The following is a 17,944-nucleotide window of genomic DNA, read 5'->3' as shown; positions in this document are numbered from 1 at the left end:
TGCTTGGAGTGGTGCAGCTCCATGATCCGCCCGGAGATGTGCGGCTCGAGCGCACCGTAGTCGTAGGACAGCTCGGGGAGAGTGTAGACAGGCATGGTTCCTCAGGTTCCTTCCGTCGGTATGCAGCCACGCTAGGACCTCGACCACGGTTGAGGTCAAGGTGGGCGCACTGTGATCTTGCAGGTCGGACGTGCGGTCCCGCTCGCCGAGCGGCCCAGCGCCGACGGCGGGACGATGACCGGATGGGGACCGTCACCGACTACCTGGGCGGCGTGGACGAGCCGGACCGCGCGACGCTCGCGCGCGTCGTCGAGGTCGCGCGCGGCGTCGTCCCGGACGCCACCGAGGGCACGAGCTACGGCATGCCCGCCCTGCTCTACCGCGGCAAGGCGCTGCTCAGCGCGATGGCCTCGGCGAAGCACCTCGCGGTCTACCCGTTCAGCCCGGCCGCGGTGACAGCCGTCGACGCGCGGCTGGACGGGTACTCGCACGCGAAGGGGACGGTCCGGTTCTCCAGCGACCATCCGCTTCCCGACGACGTCGTCCGCGACCTCGTCGCGGCCCGCGTCGCGGAGATCGACGCGCAGCTCGACCGCTGACCGCCGGGCAGTCGCCCGCCGTCGCCGCCGTCGCCCGCCTCCGCGCGCGGGTCGCGACCGAATCCCCTGGGCCGCACGGCCGCCGTCGGGCACGATGGACGGATGCCCGACGACGCCCGTCCCGGCCTGCGCGTGACGACCACCCTGGTCGTCCCCGAGGCGGAGCTGTCGTGGCGGTTCTCGCGGTCGTCCGGGCCCGGCGGGCAGGGCGTCAACACGACCGACTCGCGCGTCGAGCTGTCGTGGGACGTCGCGCGGTCGGCGGTGCTCACGGAGTCCCAGCGCGTCCGGGTGCTGGACCGTCTCGGCAGGCGGGTGGTCGGCGGCGTCGTCACCGTCGCCGCGTCGGAGCACCGCGAGCAGCGGCGCAACCGCGAGGCCGCCCGGGTGCGCCTCGCCGCCCTGCTGGCCGACGCCGTCGCCCCGCCCGGGCCGCCGCGCCGCGCGACGCGGCCCACGCGCGGTTCGGTGGAGCGCCGGATCGGCGCCAAGAAGCGGCGGACCGAGGTCAAGCGCCTGCGTCGCTTGCCGCAGGACTGAGCCGAGCACGACGTCACCCGCCGTCGAGCACGACCTGACGGACGGAAAGGGCCGGAGAACGACCCCCGTGTCGTGTTCGGCGGGAGGCCGGAGGGCTAGAGGCGGCGGGCCAGGTGCGGGTATTCCAGCACCAGGCCGTCGGCGTCGACGGTGAGGTCTGCCGTGAAGTCGCGCGTGGCGCTCGTGTACGTGACGACGCCCTGACCGGTCATGGGGTCGAGCGGCTCGCGCGCGGCGTAGACCTGGTCACTGCGCAGGACCGCCAGGGACGGCAGGTCGACCCACGCCATGACCAGGCGCGTCTCGCCCGCCGGCGGGCGGTCGCCGAGCAGCCCGAGGCGCAGGATCGGCATCGTGTTGGTGACGGGGCACAGCGCGATGTCGCAGTCGAGCGCGCCGTCGAGCGAGGCCGGGTCGGCGATCCCCGGCGCGGCGAGGCCCGACGGCGGCGTCCCCGACTCGCGCACGTCGTCGCGCCACGCGCCGTCGGGCGTCCGGAGGAGGTCGAGGTGGCGCGACCACCCGAGCCCGCGCACGGAGACGTCGAGGTGCTCGGTCACCCAGCCGGGACCGGTGCGCAGCGCCCACGCGGTCGCGTACGCCGCCGCGCGCGACGTGCCGAGCGCCGCCAGCCGGTCGTCGCGCACGGTGACGGTCGCGGCCTCCAGGCGGTCCGGGTCGTCGTCCCAGCCGGACCACACGACGTGCCTCGTCGATGCGCTCACGCGCGCCAGTCTCGGACGAAAAGGCGGTGCCCGCGCGGCGAGGGCGTGGCAGGGTCGCGCCCATGACCTCTCGCATCTCCCACACCACGTTCGACGCGCGCGACTCCTACGCGCAGTCCGTCTTCTGGGCCCAGGTCCTCGGGTACACCGACGTGCCCGGCGACCCCAACCTCCCCGGCCACGAGGAGTGCATGATCATCCCGCCGGCGGACGCGACGACGCCCGCCGAGAGCCGCGGGCACGTCCTGTTCGTCGAGGTGCCCGACGACAAGGAGCTGAAGAACCGCGTCCACCTCGACCTGCGGCCCACGGACCGCACGCGCGAGGAGGAGGTCGAGCGCGTGCTCGCGCTCGGGGCGACGCAGGTCGCGGACCGGCGCACGCCCGACGGCGGGGGCTGGGTCGTGCTCGCCGACCCGGAAGGCAACGAGTTCTGCATCCTGCGCAGCGACGCCGAGCTCGCGGCGGCCGCAGCCCGTTAGCGGTCGGTGATCCGGATCCAGCCGCGCTGGGCTGCCCGGGCCCCGGCCTCGAACCGGCTCGTCGCGCCGAGGCGCCCCATGAGCCCGGCGGCGTGACGGCGGACCGTCCGCGGGGACACCCCGAGCCGCGCGGCGACGGCGGTGTCCGTCTTGCCCTCGGCGAGGAGCCGCAGGAGCGTGTCCTCGCTCGGGGCCAGCGCGTCGTCGGCCGCCCGCGCCCGGTCCCACTCGGCCTCGGCGAGGGCCCGGAGCGCGCGGACGGCGTCCCGGTCGGTCACGGCGCGCGTGCGGTCCGGGCGGGCGACGAGCACGACCGTGTCGTCGAGGGCGACGAGGGTCAGGGGCAGCGCCGGTGCCACGCGGTGCTCGACGCCGGGGCCGTCGTCGAACTCGTCGTCGCGCTCGGCCTCGGGGGCGTCCGGGCCCGGGTGGTCCGCAGCGGGCGGCGTGCCGACGAGCGGTCCGTCGGGGACGGCGCCGCCGTCCGGGGCGGTGTCGTCGAGCGCCCCGTCTCTCGGCGGCTCGGGTGGCTCGACCGTCACGACACGGACGCGGGCGTCGCGGCGCGCCCGTTCGCGCACCCGTGTCCACAAGGGCTCCGGGGCCGCTCCGACGCCGGAGTCGAGCACGAGGACGTCGCGGGCGCGGCGCAGCGCGACGGCCCGCGCGGAGTGCCTGGCGCCGAGGGCCGGGTCTCGCTCCGTCGACGTCACACGGTGGGACTCTAGCCGACCTCCCTCGGCGTGCAGAGGGCCGTCCCGGCGGTCGGACCTGTGTGACGAACGGGGAGGTCAGCGGGCATTTGTCCTCTTCCGGACACGTCGGATTTGTTTACACCGCGGCCTTCCGCTGCCAGGCTTCCCCCGGACCGCCGGGTCGGGCTTCGTGCTGCCCGGCGTCCTACGTGCCGGGACGGTCCCGGCGCCGGTGACGGAGGGGGCCACATGGGCGCGCAGCCGGACGACCTGACCCTCGTGGACCTCGTCCACGAGCACGCACGCGAGCGGCCGGACCACGCGGCGGTCGTCGTCGTGCCGGAGGTGGGCGAGCGGCGCACCCTGACCTACGCCGAGCTCGACGCGCAGGCGGCGGCGCTCGCGGCCGACCTCGCGGACCGGCACGAGCAGGGCGACCGCGCCCTCGTGCTCTACTCGGCGACCGCGTCCTTCGTCGTCGGGATCGTGGCCTGCTTCTACGCGGGCCTGATCCCCGTCCCGTCACCGCTCCCGGGCGGGCAGGCGTACCAGCGCGAGCGCGTGCGCGGCATGCTCGTCGACTGCGACGCCGCCGTCGTGCTCGTCGACCCGACCGCCGCGAGCGAGACCACCGAGTGGGCCGAGCCGCTGCGGCGCGCCGACGGCGGCCCCGTCGTCGTGACCGTGGTCGACGGCGCCACGGGCGGCCCGTCCCGGCGCGGCCGCCCGGGCCCGCAGGACGTCGCGTTCCTGCAGTACACCTCCGGGTCCACGAGCAGCCCCAAGGGCGTCGTCGTCACGCACGCGAACGTCCTGCACCACCACGACGCCTTCTCGACGACCCTCGGCCTCGTCCCGGAGGACGTCTTCTGCAGCTGGCTGCCGGGGTACCACGACTTCGGCCTCGTCGGGATGCTGCTCGTCCCCCTGGGCCTCGGCGCGACGGCCGTCATCGTCCCCTCCACGGCCTTCCTCAAGCGCCCCGTCCGCTGGCTCTCCGCGATCACCGAGACCGGCGCGACCGTCACGGCCTCGCCGAACTTCGGCTACGACCAGTGCGCGCGGCGCGTGCGCGACGACCAGCTCGCCGAGCTCGACCTCACCCGCCTGCGCTGGGCGCTCGGCGGGGCCGAGCCGGTGGATCCCGCCGTCCTGGACGCCTTCACGCGCCGGTTCGAGCCCGTGGGCTTCCGCGGCTCGGCGCACGGCCCGGGGTACGGCCTCGCGGAGGCGACGCTGACGGCGACGTACCCGGACCGCCGGCTCCCGCTCGTCATCACCGCGGACGAGGCGGCGCTCGCCGACGGCCGCCTGGTCGTGCTCGAGGAGGCGTCGTTCCTCTCCGCGCTCCCGGACGCCGCGGCGCAGGGCCGGGGCAGCGTCCCGGGCGCGCGGCTCGTGTGCTGCGGCCTGCCGAGCGGCGTGGAGCTGCGCCTCGTCGACGACCAGGGCGTCGAGGTGCCCGACGGCGCGGTCGGGGAGGTCTGGCTGCGCGGCGGGACCGTCGCGGCCGGGTACTGGGGCGACGCGGCGGCGGGCGCGACGGCCGAGACGTTCGGCGCGGTCGCGGCCGACGGCACCGGCCCGTGGCTGCGGACCGGCGACCTCGGCGCGCTGCACGGCGGCCAGCTCGTCGTCACGGGCCGGATCAAGGAGCTCCTCATCGTCGCGGGGCGCAACCTGTACCCCTACGACCTCGAGCGCGAGCTGCGCCGCCTGCACCCCGGGGCCGAGGGCCGTCCGGGCGCGGTGTTCGAGGCGGAGGGCCTGCCGGGCACGCTGTGCGCGGTACAGGAGTTCCGCCCCACGCCGGGCGCGCGGCTCGACGGCGCGAGCGCCGAGGACGAGCTCGACGCCGTGGTGCGCCAGATGGCCTCCCACCTGGCGTCCGTCTCGGGCGCCGGCGTGCACGACGTCGTCCTCGTCCGTCCCGGCCAGGTGCCGCGGACCACGAGCGGCAAGATCCAGCGCGGTCGGGCGCGCGACCTGCACGGCGCGGGCGACCTCGCCGCGCTCCACTCCCTGCGCGCGTCCCGCGACCGCGCGCGCACCGAGCTCGCAGGGACCCGCTCATGACCGCACCGCTGCCCGACGCTCTCGACGACCTCGTGCTGCGGCACGTCGCCGCCGCCCTGGGCGTCGCGCCCGCAGACGTCGACCCGGCGGGCGACCTCGCCGGGCTCGGGCTCGGCTCGGTCCAGGTCCTGGCGCTGCTGGGCGACCTGGAGGACGCGCTGGGCGTCGACCTGGACCCGGAGGCCGTCGTCGACAACCCGACGCCCCGGGCGCTCGCCGAGCACCTGCGCAGCGTCGTGGACGTCCCCGGGACGGCGGCATGACGACCCTCGTCGACGTCGGCGCGCACGTCCCCGCGACGCGCGTGCCCATCCGCGACCTGGCGGACGAGCTGGGGCTCGACCATCTCGAACTGGGCGTGTTCGAGCGGTTCTTCGGGCTGCGCGAGGTGTGCACGGCGCCGGACGAGAGCCTCACCGACCTGCTCGTCGCCGCGGCGCGCGCCGTGCCCGGCCTCGCGGGGAACGAGCACCGCGTCCGGTACGTGCTGGGCGCGCGGACCATCGCGACCGTCGCCCCGGTCGGGGTCAACCCCCTGCACGACGCCGCGGACCGCCTCGGGCTCGACCACGCGGTCGTGTGGACCCTCACCCAGCACGCGTGCGCGTCCGCGCTGCTCGCGGTCGACGTCGCGGGGCGCCTGCTCGCAGCCGACGGCGACCCGGACGCGCTCGCGCTCGTCCTCACCGGGGAGAAGGCGTTCAGCCCCGGCTCCCGGCTCATCGAGGGCACGACCATCATGGGCGAGGGCACCGCGGCCGTCCTCGTCGGGGCCGACCCGACCGGGGTCTCGGCGCGCGCGGGCAGCCCCGTCCTCTCCTACGCGACGCGCACCCTGGGCGAGTACCACCAGGTCCCGCTCCCGGAGGACCTGGCCGCGCCGTTCGGCGTCGCGTACACCGAGGTGCTCGCGGAGGTCGTGGTCGAGGCCGTCGAGCGCGCGGGCCTGACGCTGGACGACCTCGCGCTCGTCCTGCCGCACAACGTGAACCGCGTGTCGTGGCGGCGCCTGTGCTCGCGCCTCGGGCTGCCGATCGCGCGCGTCCGGCTCGACGACGTGCCGGTGACGGGCCACTGCTTCGGCGCCGACTCGTTCATCGGCTACGCCGCCGCGCGCGCCGAGGGCCGGCTGCGCCCCGGCGACCCGTTCCTCATGGTGGCGGTCGGGCTGGGCGCGACGTTCTCCGCCATGGTCCTGCGCTACGCGCCCCACGAGACGGAGGAGCCCGCATGACGGTCGAGCAGGTGGCGGAGGCCGCCGCCCAGGACGCTGCCCCGGACGCCCTGACGGGGGCCCCTCCCGAGCCGTTCCTCGCGCGGACCAAGCGCGCGCTCGCAGGCGCGCCCGACGCGCCGCTCGTGCTGCTCGGGAACTTCGAGGTCGAGGACGCGTGGGCGGTCGGCGAGGTCGGCCTGCCCTCGGTCGGGGGCGCGTCGGCGACGGCCGCGCTCGTCAACCGCATGGACGAGCTCGCGCTGCTCCTCGCCGGGCCGGACGACCACGTCGTGCTCAAGGCCGAGCCCGACCCGGACCACCTCGCCCACCTGGACGCGCTCGGCGTCGGGCTCCCGACCGTGCACGTCGCCGAGTCGAGCGACCCGCTGCGCACCGTCACGCTCGACGCGCTCGACTCGCCCGCCCTGCTCGCTCGCCTGGGCGACCTCGCGGCGGACGGCGTGCGCCTCCTCGCGCACGGGACGTCGTCGGCGGAGGAGGACCTCGCGGCCGCCACCGGCCTGCGCTCGGTGCTCACCGACGCCGCCACGACCAAGGCCGTCAACAGCAAGGTCTACAGCCGCGGGCTGTGCGACGAGCTCGGGATCGAGCAGGCGCGCGGCTGGGCGTGCCGGACCGTCGAGGACTTCGAGCGCGCGTGCGCCGAGGCGGCGCGGCTCGTCGCGGACGGCGCGACCGTGGGCGTCAAGGACGCGTACGGCGTCTCCGGCAAGGGGATCCTCGTCGTCGACGACCCGCGTCGCCTCGACCAGCTCGTGCGCATGGTCACGCGCCGGGCCGCGCGCTCGGGCGACGACCGCCTCGCCGTCGTCGTGGAGGTCTGGGCGGACAAGGCGACCGACCTCAACTACCACTTCACCGTCGCGCAGGACGGCTCGGTCGCGTTCGACTTCGTCAAGGAGGCGATCACCGAGGGCGGGGTCCACAAGGGCCACCGCATCCCGTCGCGCCTGCCCGCGGCGCAGGTCGACGCGCTGGCCGAGCTGTCGTCCCGGCTCGGGGCGCGCCTCGCCGCCGACGGGTTCCACGGTCTCGTCGGGGTCGACGCGCTCGTGCGCACGGACGGGTCGCTGCTGCCGGTCCTGGAGATCAACGCGCGCAGCAACATGTCCACGTACACCGTGCCGCTCCAGGAGCGGTTCCAGCCGGACGGGTGGGTCGCGCTCGCGCGCCAGTACCCGCTCGTGCTCGACGCCCCGCTGTCGTTCGCGGCGCTCCACGACGCCCTCGGCGACCTGCTCCCGGGCGCGGCCGGGCAGGCGGGGCTCGTCGTCCAGGGGACGGGCACGGTCAACGCCGGCGCGCCCGCCGCGGCCTCGGGCGGCACGTTCGCCGGCCGGCTGCACGGCCTCCTCGTCGCGCCCGACGAGGACGCCCTCACCCGCCTCGACCGCGCCGTGACGGAGCGGCTGACGGAACGGACCGCCCGGCGCCCGGCGCCGACGGCCGCGACCCCGACCGAAGGAGACCCCCGATGACCACGACCCCGAGCCGGCCGACGACGCCCGGGAGCGCGGACCTCGCCGCGGTCGCGGAGGAGTTCGGCACGCCCGTGTACGTGTACGACGGCGACGTGCTCGCCGCGAACTACCGCGCGCTGCGCGAGCGGCTGCACCCCGCTCTCGGGATCTTCTACTCGCTCAAGGCGAACCCGAACGTCAGCATCTGCGGGCTGCTGCACTCGCTCGGCGCGAACGCCGAGGTGTCGTCGCTCACCGAGCTGCGCACGGCGCTCGCGGCCGGCGTCGAGCCGCAGGACGTCCTGTTCCTCGGCCCCGGCAAGAGCCGCGACGAGCTCGTCGCGTGCCTCAACTCGGGCGTGCGCGCGATCATCGTCGAGTCGCTGCCGGAGCTCGCGCTGGTGGACGAGCTCGCGCGCGCGACGGGGCGCGCCGCGCGCGTGGTGCTGCGCGTCAACCCGTCGTTCTCCGTCAAGGGCTCCGGGCTCACGATGGGCGGCAAGCCGCGCCAGTTCGGCATCGACGAGCAGCAGCTCCTCGACGCGCCGGACCTGTGCGCCGGGCTCACGACGGCCCGCGTCGTCGGGGTCCAGGTGTACATGGGCACGCGCATCCTCGACGAGGGCACGATCGTCGAGAACACGACGCGCATCTTCGAGCTCGCGGAGCGCCTCGCGGACCGGCTCGGCTTCCCGCTCGAGCTCGTGGACGTCGGCGGGGGCCTGGGCGTGGCGTACTTCGAGCGCGAGCGCGACCTCGACGTCGAGGTCCTCACCGCGGCGCTCAACCCCGTGGTCGAGGCGTTCGTGCAGCGGCACCCCGCGACCGACCTCGTCATGGAGCTGGGGCGCTACCTCGTGGCGCTGTGCGGCACGTACGTCGCACGCGTGCGCTACGTGAAGGAGTCGATGGGCGAGCGGTTCGCCGTCGCCGACGGCGGGACCAACCACCACATGGCGGCGGTCGGCATCGGCTCGTTCGTCAAGCGCAACTTCCCGATGCGCAAGGTGGGCCCGGCGACCGGCGCGGAGGACGTGCCGTGGAACGTCACGGGTCCGCTGTGCACGCCCAACGACACGATCGGCAAGGCCGTCCCGCTCCCGGCGGACCTCGCGGCCGGCGACCTCGTCGCCGTCGACCGCTCCGGCGCGTACGGCGCGACGGCGTCGCCCGTGCACTTCCTCAGCCACGGCTACCCCGCGGAGGTGCTGACGCTCGGCGACGAGTCGTTCCTCGTGCGGCACGCGGACACGCCCGACGACCTCCTGTCCCGCCAGGTCTTCCACGACCTCGGCGCGCGCGTCGCCCCCGCCGAGGCCGTCGCCGCCCCCTGACCCGCCGGCCGACCGGCCGCGACCCGCCACCCGCTCCCGCGGGCGCCCGACCCACCACCCGGAGGAACATCGTGAGCACCAGCACGAACACCGAGTCCCAGGAGGCCCTCGGCCGCGAGCGCGTCGTCGGCGCGGTCGTCGAGGCGCTGTCGAGCGTCCTCGGGCGGCCGCTGCCCGACGTCACGGACGCGACCCGCCTGTTCGACGACCTCGACCTCGACTCGACGAGCGTCCTCGGCCTGCTCATGGCTCTCGAGGACTCGCTCGACATGGAGGTCGACCCGGAGTCGCTCGAGCAGCACCACCTCGAGACCGTGGGCTCGCTGACGGACTTCGTCGTCGAGCACTCGACCCGGAACTGACGTGACGCTCGGGGGCAGCAGCGGGTCGTCGTCCGGCCCGGCGTCCTGGACGGGACCCGGCGGCGCCGCCCTGCGCGTGCGCGGCGTCGTGGACGTCCCGGTCGACGACCTCGTCCCGGTCGGGGACGGGACGCGCCGGTCGGTCGCCGAGGACCTGCGGTACGTGTACGGCGAGGACCAGCCGACCGACTGGCTCGAGAGCGGCCCGGGGCGGGACTACCCGACGATGATCCGCGCGGCGCGCGCCGCGCTGGGCGACCGGGGCCTGCTCGACGACGTGCGCCTCGTCGTCCTCGTCGTCACCACCCCGGACCTGCAGCACGAGCGCCTGCTCGGCGGGTTCGTCGCCGACCTGTTCGACGACCGGCCGTACACGTTCTGCGTGACCGAGCAAGGGCTGGCCGGACCGTTCACGGCGCTGCGCCTCGCGCACGAGGAGCTCGCGCACGGCGGCCCCACGGGCACCGGGCTCGGGGGCGACGCCCTGGTCCTCGTCCTGGAGCAGTGCACGCTGCCCCCGACGGCGACGCGTGTCCCCGCGCGCGACCGGGTCGTCGCGCTCGTCGTGGGCCACGGCGGCGCGGGCCGGCCGGTCGAGGCGCTGTCGGTCGCGCGTGCGCCGCGCGGCCCCCGGCCGGACGCGGCGGAGTCGTCCCGCGACGGTGCTCCCGCGTCGGCCGGGGAGAGCGCCCCGGCACCGGGCGCCCGGCGCGTCGTGCTCGGCGTCGACATGGACCCGGGCGACGTACCCGATCTCGACGGCGTGGTGCTGCGCGCCGACCCGGGCGCGGCGGCGACGGGCGTCTGGGAGGTCCTCGCCGCGTGCGACGACGTCCCCGACGCACCGGTCGTGCTGCACGAGCGGTGCCTCGAGCTGGGCTACCGCTGCTCCCTCGTCCTCGGCCCGCGTCCCGTCGAGGCGTCCCCGGACGTCGACGACCTGTCCCGAGAGGCGGTGCTCGCGTGAGCACGGACGTCGTCGCCCCCGCCCCCGTCGGGGCGGGCGTGCTGCCCGAGGAGGGCACCGTGGACGGCCCCACCGACCTCCGCGCCGTCGCGCGCGAACGTGGCGCGGTCGCGGCGCTCACCGCGCTCGGGGGTCTGCTGCCCGTCGCGGCGCTGCCGGGCGAGTGCGTCCTGCTGCCCGACGACGTCCCGCCGCCGGACGGGTGGGCGCGGGTCGGCGAGGTGGCGTCTGACGTCGGCACGCTGCGCGTGTGGCGGGCGCCCCGCGCCGCCGTGGCACCCGGGTCGGTCGCGCCCGCAGCCCGGGAACCCGGACCTGCCGCACCCGCCACCGACGGGGGCGCCGCGGCCCGCGCGGCCGACGCCGCCTGGCGAGTCGGGGTCGCGTGGGTCCGGACCGGGCTGTGCGAGCGCCTGACGGACCGGGCCGTGGAACGCCTGCGGGGCCGCACGGTCGGCGGTACGGCGACGGTGAACCTGCCGCCCGTCCGCCTCGTGCTCGCGGACGCGGCGCTCGCGCACCTCGAGGCGCAGGCGCTCCTGGGCGGGGTCGCGGCGGGGGACGCCGCCGCCGGGTCGCCCGACCGCGGGCCCGCGGTCTCCGGGACGTCGCTCGCGCGCGTCACCACGGTCCTCGACCGCTCGTCGCGTGCCGTCCACAACCTGTTCGGCGCGTCGGGGTACGTCGACGGCGACGCCGCGCGGCTCGCGCGCACGATCGACCTGCTCGGCCACGCGAGCGGGACGCTGCCGGGCCGCGACACCGAGACACCCCACGGCCGGGAGGGCCAGGACGCATGAGCACCGTCGACCTCGTCGCGCTGCGCGACCACCTGCGGCCCGTGGGCGCCGCGCTCCGCGAGCACGCCCTCGCGATCGACGCCGACCCCGCCGCGCTCCAGGTGCTCCTGGACTCCGGCGCCCTGCCGTACCGGCAGCTCGGCGGGTTCCCGCCCGGCTACCTCGACGACCCGCTGCGTGTGCGGGGCGTGCCGGTGCACGTGCGCACGTGCGTGGAGCGCGTGGTCGTGGCCGAGGCGCTCGCGTGGGGCGACGCGTCCGTCGTCGTCGGGGCGCCGGGGCCGTCCATGTCCGGGGTCGTCGTGGACGATCTCGCGGACGACGAGCAGCGCGACCGCTTCTACCGTCGCGTGGCGCAGCCGGGCACGTGGACGTTCTTCGGCCTCACCGAGCCCGAGCGCGGCTCGGACGCGGCGGCGCTGGAGACCGCGGTCGCCGAGGCCGACGGCGCTCCCGTGCTGCGGGGCCACAAGAAGTACGTGGGCAACGTGGCGCGCGCGAGCCTCGGCGTCGTGTTCGCCCGGCACCGCCCGGGCCCGCTGGGCGTCGGCGTCTACCTGGTCGACACCGACCGGCCGGGCTTCGACGCCGCGCCGCTCGTGACGACCGGGATGCGCGCCGTGCAGCTCGGCGAGGTGCGGCTGCACGACGTGCCGCTGCTCGCCCAGGACACGCTCGGGCGGCACCTGTCGCCGTCGCGCCGCGGTCTCCTCGGGGCCGTGCGCACCTTCAACCGGCTGCGCCCCGTCGTCGCGTCGCTCGCCGTGGGCGTCACGCAGGCGGCGCTCGACCACGTGCGCGCCGAGCGGTCGTCGTTCACCGCCGACGAGCGGTGGCGCCTGGAGACCTTCGACGACCGGCTCCACGCCGCGCGCGCTCTCGTGCTCCAGGCCGCGCGTGCCGCCGACGCCGACCCCGCGGACGGGACGCTGCCGGCGGCGGCCAAGGCCACCGCCCTCGACCTCGCCGAGGAGGTCACGCACGCGGTGCCGCCGCTGCTCGGCCCGGGTGCGCGGTGGGAGCACCCGTACCTCGACAAGCTGGTCCGCGACGTGCCCGGCCTGGAGATGATGGAGGGCACGCGGACCGTGCAGCGGCTCACCCTCGCGCAGGGCTGGTTGCAGGGCAGGGCACGGCATGCCGAGCTCGTCTAGGGAGGCGGCCGCGACCCCGGTCGCGACCGCCTCGCCGCGACCGGAGGCGCTGCCGCCCGTGCCGCCGCCACCGTCCGCGGGGCCGACGGTCGGGGCACTGCGCCGTCGCGTCGTCCGCCTCGCCGCCCCGATCTGCGCGGCCCTGGTCGTGGGGGCGCTCGCACAGCTCGTCATCGCCGCGCTGCTGGGGCACATGGGCGACGACGCGCTCTACGTCCGGTCGCTCTTCATCCCCGTGACGTTCCTCGTCCTCGCCGTCCAGGAGGGCCTCGACGTCTCGACCCAGGTCGGCTTCGCGCGCCTGCACGGGTCCCGGGGCCGGGGCGAGGGGTCCGACGCCGAGGACGGCGGCGGGGCCGGCGCGGGCGAGGACGGCGGCGCGGCCGACGTCCCGACCTCGGCCACCGCGGCGCTGCTGGGGCGGTTCGTGGCGGCGGGTGCGGCCGTGCTCGGCGGGGTCGCCCTGCTGGTGGTCCTGGCCGCGCCGGCGCTCGCCGACGTGCTGTCCGTGCCCGCGCCGCTCGTCGCCGAGTTCGTCGCGTTCGCGCGCTGGACCGTGGTCGCGAGCGTGCTGTCCGTCCCGACGGCGGTCGCGGCCGCCGCGCTGCGCGGGTGGGCGCGCACCGGGGCGTCGGCGACCGTGGCGCTGCTCGTCGCGGGCCTCCAGGTGCTCGTCGTGTGGCTCGTCGGGCTCGTGGGCGGGTTCGGCGTGCTCGCGGTCCCGGTCGCGATCACGGGCTCCACGCTCGTCGGCGCCGCCGTCGCCTGGGCGCTCCTCGTGCGGGCCCGCCTCCTCCCGCGGCCGGGTCACGTCCCCGGGCTGCGCCGCGCCCTCGCCCTGCGCCACCACCCGGCGCCGCAGCGGGTGGCCGCGTGGTGGCGACGGGTGCTCCGGGCGCTGCCCGCCGGCTCGTGGACGACGCCGACCCCACCTCCGCCCCCACCTCCGCCCCTGCCGCCGTCGTCCGCGACGACGACGGCTCCGACCCCGGCCACGGCACGGCCCGGCCGGCCGGGTGCTGCGGCGTCCGTCCCCCCGGCCGCCCCGGACATCGCGGAACCGTCGACGTCGGACGCGCCCTCCGAGGGTGTGGTCGCCGAGCGGGTCGACGTGCGCGGGCTGCTCCTCGGCGTCGGCCTGCCGGTCGGCCTGTCCTACCTGCTCCTCACGGTGACGAACCTCGTCATGGTGTGGGTCCTCGGGCCGTCGGGCACGGACGTCGTCGCGGGGTTCGGCGGTGCCGCGACGGTCCAGACGCTCGTGATCGTGCCGGCGATCGGGCTCGCCGCGGCGGTGAGCATCGTCATGAACCAGCAGTGGGGCGCGGGCGAGCTCCGGCTGCTGCCGCGCACGCTGCGCGCGGGCACGGTCGTCGTGGCGGGCGTGTACGTGGTCGTGGGGGCGCTCGTCCTCCTGACCGCGCCGTTCGTCGCGGGCCGGCTCTCCGCGGACCCGGACGTCGCCGCGCAGGCGGCGCTCTACCTGCGGGTCGTCGGCCCGTCGTACGCGGGCGTCGGGCTCGTGCTCTTCCTCCTGACCCTGCTCGAACAGCTCGGGTACGGGCGCGTCGCCGTGACCCTCAACGTGCTCTACCACGCCGTCTCGCTCGGCGTCGGCGGCGTCCTCGCGCGCGCGGGCGGGGGACCGGCCGCGCTGTACGCGACGATCGCGGTGACGAACGTCGTCGGCCTCGTCGTCATGCTTCCCGTCGCGGTGCGCCTCGTCCGGCGGCGCGCGACGGCCGAGCCGGCGGAGCAGGCCGGCGCGGCCGTGGGGGTCGCGTCGTGACCGCGCGGGGGACGACGCCGCCGGTACAGGACGCGCCGGAACGCACCGCCCCGGTGCGCACCGCACCGGTCCGCGACGTGCCGGGAACGGGCGCGGTCGTGCGGACGGCGGCCGGGGGCCCGGGCTCGGAGGCCTCGGAGCCCGTGCTCAGCGTCGTCGTCATGCACCACCCGGCGCGGGGCGACGTGTCGGACCTGGTCGCGGCGTGCGCGCCGCTCGACGCGCGGGTCGTCGAGGACCCCGAGCCGGACGGCCCGCCCAGCCCGCTGCGCACCGCGAAGCGCGCGTGGGCCGCCGTGGCGCCCGGTGCGACGCACCACCTCGTGCTCCAGGACGACGTCGCCCCGGTCCCCGGGTTCGCCGAGCTCGTGCTGCGGGCCGTGCGCGCGCGGGACCGGCACGCCGTCGCGCTCTACTCGAACTGGAACAGCCCGCGCAACGCCTACCTCGTGCGCGCCGCGGCCGTCGCCGGGCAGGCGTGGGCGCCGCTCGGGCACGACGAGTGGGTGCCCACGCTCGGACTCGTCCTCCCCGCGGACGGCGCGCTGCGTCTCGCCACGCACCTCGCGACGCTGCCCGACGACGAGCGCGACGACGACGAGGCCGTCGTGACCTTCTGCGCGCGCGAGGGCTACCCCGTCGTCGCGACGCTGCCGCACCTGCTGGAGCACGGCGACGGCCCGAGCCTCGCGGGCAACGACGCGCACGGGGCCCGGCACGCGACCGTCCCGGCGGGCGACGCCGTCGACCCGGACGCGTGGGACCGGCCCGGCCTCGACCGCGAGCCGTCGCGCTCACCGGCGACCCTCCGGCCGGTCGCGGTCACGCTCGAACGCTCCCGCTGCACGCTGCGCGTGCTCCGTCCGGGCACCGGCGAACCGCTCGAGCACCCGTTCGGCTGGGGCTGGGACGCGTGGTCGTGGTGGCTCGGCGTCGACCCGGCGGCCGTCGTGCACGACGTGACGGCGCTCGTCGCGGGCGCCTCCCCGGCGCTCGGCCGGGTCTCGCGCGACGCGCTCGTCGAGCTCGGCGCGGCGTGCTGGCTGCTGGGCCACGACGTCGCCCGCACGGACTGGCCGCCGCCGGCCGGTCCCGACGCCTCGGCGCACCGGGCCGCCGCGGTCCGGACGTGGGTGCTCTCCGGCCTCCTCCCCGCCGACCGCCCGGAACACCTGGTCGACGAGCTCGTCGCCTTCGCCCTCGACGCGCTGCTCACGGGCTCGTCGTGGACCGGCACCCCGTCGAACCCGGGGCTACGGGCGGGTTCGGCGCCGGGGTCGCCCACAACCCCGGGTTCGGCACCCGCTGGCGGGGTGGGGGTGCGCGACGGCGCGGCGGGGGTCGCGGTCGACCGGGCCGTGCTTGCCGCCGCTCGGCTCCTCGGGGAGCGCGACGCCGAGGTCGTGTGCCGGGCGGCGGGTCCGGCGGTGCCGGTGCGCGTCGTCGTGCACGACTGCGCGGCGTGCGGCGCGCGCGCCGAGGACGCGGTGCGGCGCCTGACCGCGCAGGTCGACCTCGACGGCGCCGCCGAGCACCGGGTCGCCGGGACCGGCGAGGACCGTGTCGCCGGGACCGGCGAGGACCGTGCCGCCGGGGCCGACGGCGCCGCGGGCGGGGGCGGGACGCCCTCCGGCCCGTCCGACCGTCCCGCGCCACCCCTGGCACCCGAGGCGTCTGATGCGCCTGACGCACGCGAGGCACGCGAGGCGCCCGACGGCGCGGACGGCCCGGGCGGCCGGGCCGTCGTCGAGATCCTCGCGTGCGAGCACGTCGAGCCGCGCGGGCTCCTCGGCGTCGAACCCGGCGGGCGTCACGTCTCGCGCGGGCTGTGGGTGGCGCGCAGGGCGGTCCTCGCACCGCCGGGCGCGACGACGCGCGAGCCGCACCGCACGACGGCGCCCCTGTCCCCCGCCGCGCACGGCACCGTGGCGGAGGCACTGGTGACGCTCACCGATGCCGATGCGGCGCACCTCACCGTGGCGGACGTCCTGGTGGCGCTCGTCGACGCCGACGCCGCGCACGTGCTGCCGGTCGTCGCGCGCGCGGACGGTGACGCACCGGGCCGGCCGAGCCCGGCCACGCTGGGGCTGCAGCACATGCCCGGGCTCGCGCAGCGGTACGCCGACCTCCATGCGGAGGCGCGGCTCGCGCGCGCGGTGGAGCTGCTGTGAACGCGGCCCCGACCGGTGCGTCGGCGCCCGCGTCGACCGGCGTGTGGGCGTGGCGCGGCGCTGCCCTGCTGCTCGACCTCGACGGGACGCTCGTCGACTCCTCGGCCGCGATCGAGCGGCACACGCTCGCGTGGGCGGCCCGGCTCGGGCTCGACGGCGACGCGGTGGTCGCGGCGTCGCACGGCCGCCGCGACGTCGAGGTGGTCCGCCTCGTGGCGCCGGACGCCGACGTCGCGCGCGAGGTCGAGTGGCTGCACCGCATCTCGTGCGACGACACCGAGGGGGTCGTCGCGGTGCCCGGCGCGGCGGACCTGCTGGACGGCCTGGACCCGCGCGCCTGGACGGTCGTGACGTCGGCGGCGCGCGAGGTCGCGCTCGCGCGCCTGACCGCCGCCGGGCTGCCCGTGCCGGCGCGGTTCGTGTGCGCGGAGGACGTGGAGCGGGGCAAGCCCGACCCGGAGGGCTTCCTCGCGGGGGCGCGGCTGCTCGGCGTCGACCCGCGGCGCTGCCTCGTCCTCGAGGACTCCGCCGCGGGGGTCGCCGCCGGTCGGGGCGCGGGCGCGACCGTGCTCGCCGTCGGCCCGGACGACGTCCCCGGCGCGCACCACGGCGTCGCGGACCTACGCCCGGTCGTCGCGCGCGCGGTCGACCGCCGGGTGGAGGTCGTCGTGACGACGCGCGGCACGGGCGCGTTCGGGGGCGCGGCCGAGGGAGCGCTCGACGAGCCGCCGGAAGAGCTCGACGACGGCCTGCCGGAGTTCGTCGCATGAGCGCGGTCGATCCGGAGCCCGAGGTCGAGCTGTGGTTCGTCACCACGACCCCGCCCCCCGCCGAGCACGACATGAGTGTCGTTCTGGGCTCCATTCCGACAGCCAGGTCGTGCTCGACGGCGGGTGACGTCGTGCTCGGCGCCGGGGTGCTGGACGTGGTGGAGCGTGACCGTGCTCGTCGCCTCGCCTCGCCCGCCGACGCGGCGCGGTACGTGCGCGCGCACGTCGCCGCGCGCGAGATCCTTGCGGCGCGCACGGGCCTGTCGCCCGCGGACGTGCGCTGGGAGGTGGGGCCGCACGGGAAGCCGGGCCCCGTCGTCGGGCAGCGGTGGAACCTCAGCCGCAGCGGCGACCACGCGCTCGTGGCGCTCGCCGGGACGGACGTGGGCGTCGACGTGCAGGTGCGCGACCCGCGCGTCGACGTCCACCGCCTCGCCGCGCGGTTCCTGGTGCCGGGGGACGCGCGGTCGGACGCGGACGGGGACCCGTGGCGCCGGTTCTCCCGGCTGGAGGCGTGCGCCAAGGCGGTCGGGGGACGGCTGCTCGACGTGCTCGGGCTCGACGTGCGGACCCCGGGGATCGTGCGGGCCGACGACGGCCCGTGGCGCGGGCAGGAGTGGTGGGTGAGCGACGTGGCGGCACCTGCCGGTGCCGTCGCGGCCTGCGCGACGCCGGGGCCACGGCCGCACGCGCTCCGTACCCGGGTCTGGGGCGCGGAGCATCCGTCGCCCCCGCTGCGTACGGGCGTGGGAGGTGCGGGGTGAGGGTCGTGCACCGTGTCGA

The 17,944-nt window shown here is 77.1% G+C and carries 18 protein-coding genes and 1 pseudogene; 16 read left to right on the top strand and 3 right to left on the bottom strand.

The window, feature by feature from the left end; genetic code table 11:
* A pseudogene (locus ACTJIY_RS18850) lies at positions 1–95 on the bottom strand (superoxide dismutase); the annotation flags it as partial.
* Positions 96–242: 147 nt separating this feature from the next.
* On the opposite strand from ACTJIY_RS18850, the gene ACTJIY_RS18845 reads away from it, so the two are divergent.
* The gene (locus ACTJIY_RS18845) at positions 243–599 is read left to right on the top strand and encodes an iron chaperone (protein WP_353707005.1); all 357 of its coding nucleotides are present in this window, start codon (positions 243–245) and stop codon (positions 597–599) included.
* A gap of 102 nt (positions 600–701) precedes the next feature.
* Positions 702–1,139, top strand: coding sequence for an alternative ribosome rescue aminoacyl-tRNA hydrolase ArfB (gene arfB / locus ACTJIY_RS18840; protein ID WP_353707006.1), 438 nt, complete (start codon positions 702–704; stop codon positions 1,137–1,139).
* A gap of 95 nt (positions 1,140–1,234) precedes the next feature.
* Here the strand turns inward: arfB and ACTJIY_RS18835 are convergent, their stop codons facing one another.
* Complete coding sequence (locus ACTJIY_RS18835; protein ID WP_353707007.1) at positions 1,235–1,864, bottom strand: putative glycolipid-binding domain-containing protein; 630 nt, start codon at positions 1,862–1,864, stop codon at positions 1,235–1,237.
* Positions 1,865–1,926: 62 nt separating this feature from the next.
* Here ACTJIY_RS18835 and ACTJIY_RS18830 point away from each other — a divergent pair, with 62 nt between their 5' ends.
* Positions 1,927–2,346 (top strand): VOC family protein, encoded by a 420-nt coding sequence (locus ACTJIY_RS18830; RefSeq protein WP_205201125.1) that lies wholly within the window; start codon positions 1,927–1,929, stop codon positions 2,344–2,346.
* Here the strand turns inward: ACTJIY_RS18830 and ACTJIY_RS18825 are convergent.
* Positions 2,343–3,059, bottom strand: a complete 717-nt coding sequence (locus ACTJIY_RS18825) for a helix-turn-helix transcriptional regulator (protein ID WP_353707008.1) — start codon at positions 3,057–3,059, stop codon at positions 2,343–2,345. The genes ACTJIY_RS18830 and ACTJIY_RS18825 overlap by 4 nt on opposite strands.
* 231 nt (positions 3,060–3,290) lie before the next feature.
* Between ACTJIY_RS18825 and ACTJIY_RS18820 the strand changes: the two genes are divergently transcribed.
* The 13 genes from ACTJIY_RS18820 to ACTJIY_RS18760 all read left to right on the top strand — a co-directional run bounded on the left by ACTJIY_RS18820 (position 3,291) and on the right by ACTJIY_RS18760 (position 17,925).
* Positions 3,291–5,117, top strand: coding sequence for a fatty acyl-AMP ligase (locus ACTJIY_RS18820; RefSeq protein WP_440675145.1), 1,827 nt, complete (start codon positions 3,291–3,293; stop codon positions 5,115–5,117).
* Positions 5,114–5,380 (top strand): acyl carrier protein, encoded by a 267-nt coding sequence (locus ACTJIY_RS18815; protein WP_440675146.1) that lies wholly within the window; start codon positions 5,114–5,116, stop codon positions 5,378–5,380. Before ACTJIY_RS18820 ends, ACTJIY_RS18815 begins: the two co-directional genes overlap by 4 nt.
* Positions 5,377–6,351 carry a 3-oxoacyl-[acyl-carrier-protein] synthase III C-terminal domain-containing protein gene (locus ACTJIY_RS18810; RefSeq protein ID WP_440675147.1) on the top strand — a complete coding sequence of 325 codons (975 nt, stop codon included), beginning with the start codon at positions 5,377–5,379 and terminating at the stop codon, positions 6,349–6,351. Before ACTJIY_RS18815 ends, ACTJIY_RS18810 begins: the two co-directional genes overlap by 4 nt.
* Positions 6,348–7,832 (top strand): hypothetical protein, encoded by a 1,485-nt coding sequence (locus ACTJIY_RS18805; RefSeq protein ID WP_440675148.1) that lies wholly within the window; start codon positions 6,348–6,350, stop codon positions 7,830–7,832. Before ACTJIY_RS18810 ends, ACTJIY_RS18805 begins: the two co-directional genes overlap by 4 nt.
* Positions 7,829–9,148, top strand: coding sequence for a type III PLP-dependent enzyme (locus ACTJIY_RS18800; RefSeq protein WP_353707010.1), 1,320 nt, complete (start codon positions 7,829–7,831; stop codon positions 9,146–9,148). The genes ACTJIY_RS18805 and ACTJIY_RS18800 overlap by 4 nt, the downstream gene beginning before the upstream one ends.
* A gap of 71 nt (positions 9,149–9,219) precedes the next feature.
* Entirely contained in the window at positions 9,220–9,510 is a 291-nt protein-coding gene (locus ACTJIY_RS18795) for an acyl carrier protein (RefSeq protein WP_253051684.1), read from the top strand.
* 1 nt (position 9,511) lies between these two features.
* On the top strand, positions 9,512–10,477 hold the full coding sequence (locus ACTJIY_RS18790; protein WP_440675149.1) for a hypothetical protein: 966 nt from the start codon (positions 9,512–9,514) through the stop codon (positions 10,475–10,477).
* The gene (locus tag ACTJIY_RS18785) at positions 10,474–11,277 is read left to right on the top strand and encodes an acyl-CoA dehydrogenase family protein (RefSeq protein ID WP_440675150.1); all 804 of its coding nucleotides are present in this window, start codon (positions 10,474–10,476) and stop codon (positions 11,275–11,277) included. The genes ACTJIY_RS18790 and ACTJIY_RS18785 overlap by 4 nt, the downstream gene beginning before the upstream one ends.
* Positions 11,274–12,431 (top strand): acyl-CoA dehydrogenase family protein, encoded by a 1,158-nt coding sequence (locus ACTJIY_RS18780; protein ID WP_253051687.1) that lies wholly within the window; start codon positions 11,274–11,276, stop codon positions 12,429–12,431. Before ACTJIY_RS18785 ends, ACTJIY_RS18780 begins: the two co-directional genes overlap by 4 nt.
* Positions 12,415–14,220, top strand: coding sequence for an MATE family efflux transporter (locus ACTJIY_RS18775; RefSeq protein ID WP_440675151.1), 1,806 nt, complete (start codon positions 12,415–12,417; stop codon positions 14,218–14,220). The genes ACTJIY_RS18780 and ACTJIY_RS18775 overlap by 17 nt, the downstream gene beginning before the upstream one ends.
* A 53-nt stretch (positions 14,221–14,273) precedes the next feature.
* Complete coding sequence (locus tag ACTJIY_RS18770; RefSeq protein ID WP_440675152.1) at positions 14,274–16,391, top strand: hypothetical protein; 2,118 nt, start codon at positions 14,274–14,276, stop codon at positions 16,389–16,391.
* On the top strand, positions 16,388–17,161 hold the full coding sequence (locus ACTJIY_RS18765) for an HAD-IA family hydrolase (RefSeq protein ID WP_440675153.1): 774 nt from the start codon (positions 16,388–16,390) through the stop codon (positions 17,159–17,161). The genes ACTJIY_RS18770 and ACTJIY_RS18765 overlap by 4 nt, the downstream gene beginning before the upstream one ends.
* Positions 17,158–17,925 (top strand): 4'-phosphopantetheinyl transferase family protein, encoded by a 768-nt coding sequence (locus ACTJIY_RS18760; RefSeq protein WP_440675154.1) that lies wholly within the window; start codon positions 17,158–17,160, stop codon positions 17,923–17,925. The genes ACTJIY_RS18765 and ACTJIY_RS18760 overlap by 4 nt, the downstream gene beginning before the upstream one ends.
* The last annotated feature ends 19 nt before the right edge of the window (positions 17,926–17,944 follow it).

This window comes from Cellulosimicrobium sp. 22598, assembly GCF_052044445.1.
In the GTDB taxonomy this organism is placed as follows: Bacteria; Actinomycetota; Actinomycetes; order Actinomycetales; family Cellulomonadaceae; genus Cellulosimicrobium; species Cellulosimicrobium cellulans_G.
The sequence above is the reverse complement of the archived record's forward strand: the minus strand, read 5'-3'. Positions and strand labels throughout refer to the sequence as shown.

What these genes read in the sequence shown, in the direction of transcription:
- ACTJIY_RS18845 (WP_353707005.1), top strand. Translation starts at nt 243, where the DNA reads ATGGGGACCGTCACCGACTACCTGGGCGGCGTGGACGAGCCGGACCGC.
- arfB (WP_353707006.1), top strand. Translation starts at nt 702, where the DNA reads ATGCCCGACGACGCCCGTCCCGGCCTGCGCGTGACGACCACCCTGGTC.
- ACTJIY_RS18830 (WP_205201125.1), top strand. Translation starts at nt 1,927, where the DNA reads ATGACCTCTCGCATCTCCCACACCACGTTCGACGCGCGCGACTCCTAC.
- ACTJIY_RS18820 (WP_440675145.1), top strand. Translation starts at nt 3,291, where the DNA reads ATGGGCGCGCAGCCGGACGACCTGACCCTCGTGGACCTCGTCCACGAG.
- ACTJIY_RS18815 (WP_440675146.1), top strand. Translation starts at nt 5,114, where the DNA reads ATGACCGCACCGCTGCCCGACGCTCTCGACGACCTCGTGCTGCGGCAC.
- ACTJIY_RS18810 (WP_440675147.1), top strand. Translation starts at nt 5,377, where the DNA reads ATGACGACCCTCGTCGACGTCGGCGCGCACGTCCCCGCGACGCGCGTG.
- ACTJIY_RS18805 (WP_440675148.1), top strand. Translation starts at nt 6,348, where the DNA reads ATGACGGTCGAGCAGGTGGCGGAGGCCGCCGCCCAGGACGCTGCCCCG.
- ACTJIY_RS18800 (WP_353707010.1), top strand. Translation starts at nt 7,829, where the DNA reads ATGACCACGACCCCGAGCCGGCCGACGACGCCCGGGAGCGCGGACCTC.
- ACTJIY_RS18780 (WP_253051687.1), top strand. Translation starts at nt 11,274, where the DNA reads ATGAGCACCGTCGACCTCGTCGCGCTGCGCGACCACCTGCGGCCCGTG.
- ACTJIY_RS18775 (WP_440675151.1), top strand. Translation starts at nt 12,415, where the DNA reads ATGCCGAGCTCGTCTAGGGAGGCGGCCGCGACCCCGGTCGCGACCGCC.
- ACTJIY_RS18760 (WP_440675154.1), top strand. Translation starts at nt 17,158, where the DNA reads ATGAGCGCGGTCGATCCGGAGCCCGAGGTCGAGCTGTGGTTCGTCACC.